The organism is Paraburkholderia sp. SIMBA_030, from assembly GCF_046535245.1.
GTDB lineage: Bacteria > Pseudomonadota > Gammaproteobacteria > Burkholderiales > Burkholderiaceae > Paraburkholderia.
In genome coordinates, this window is sequence record NZ_JAWRXB010001545.1 from 1 (window position 1) to 239 (window position 239).

At 43.5% G+C, this 239-nt stretch carries 1 pseudogene; it reads right to left on the reverse strand.

Annotated features, from left to right (window positions below):
* Nucleotides 1-4 precede the first annotated feature (4 nt).
* Nucleotides 5-239: pseudogene (locus tag SB772_RS45200) on the reverse strand (peptidase); the annotation flags it as partial.

The following is a 239-nucleotide window of genomic DNA, read 5'->3' on the forward strand; positions in this document are numbered from 1 at the left end:
CTATTTATCCCCAATAACCATCAGGACATTTAGGTAATTCAACCAAAGTGCGACGTAACGCATCTGACCATTGATGACGAATCGTATTAAAGTACTCGTCACGCTCATCAATACGTCGGCCATTGGGCAAAGCTAGGCTGTCATTGTCATAAAGTACAAAATCTATCGGCATACCGACTGATAGATTTGAGTGAATCGTGGAATCAAATGATAGCATCAGCGCACGTGCCGCGTGTCTT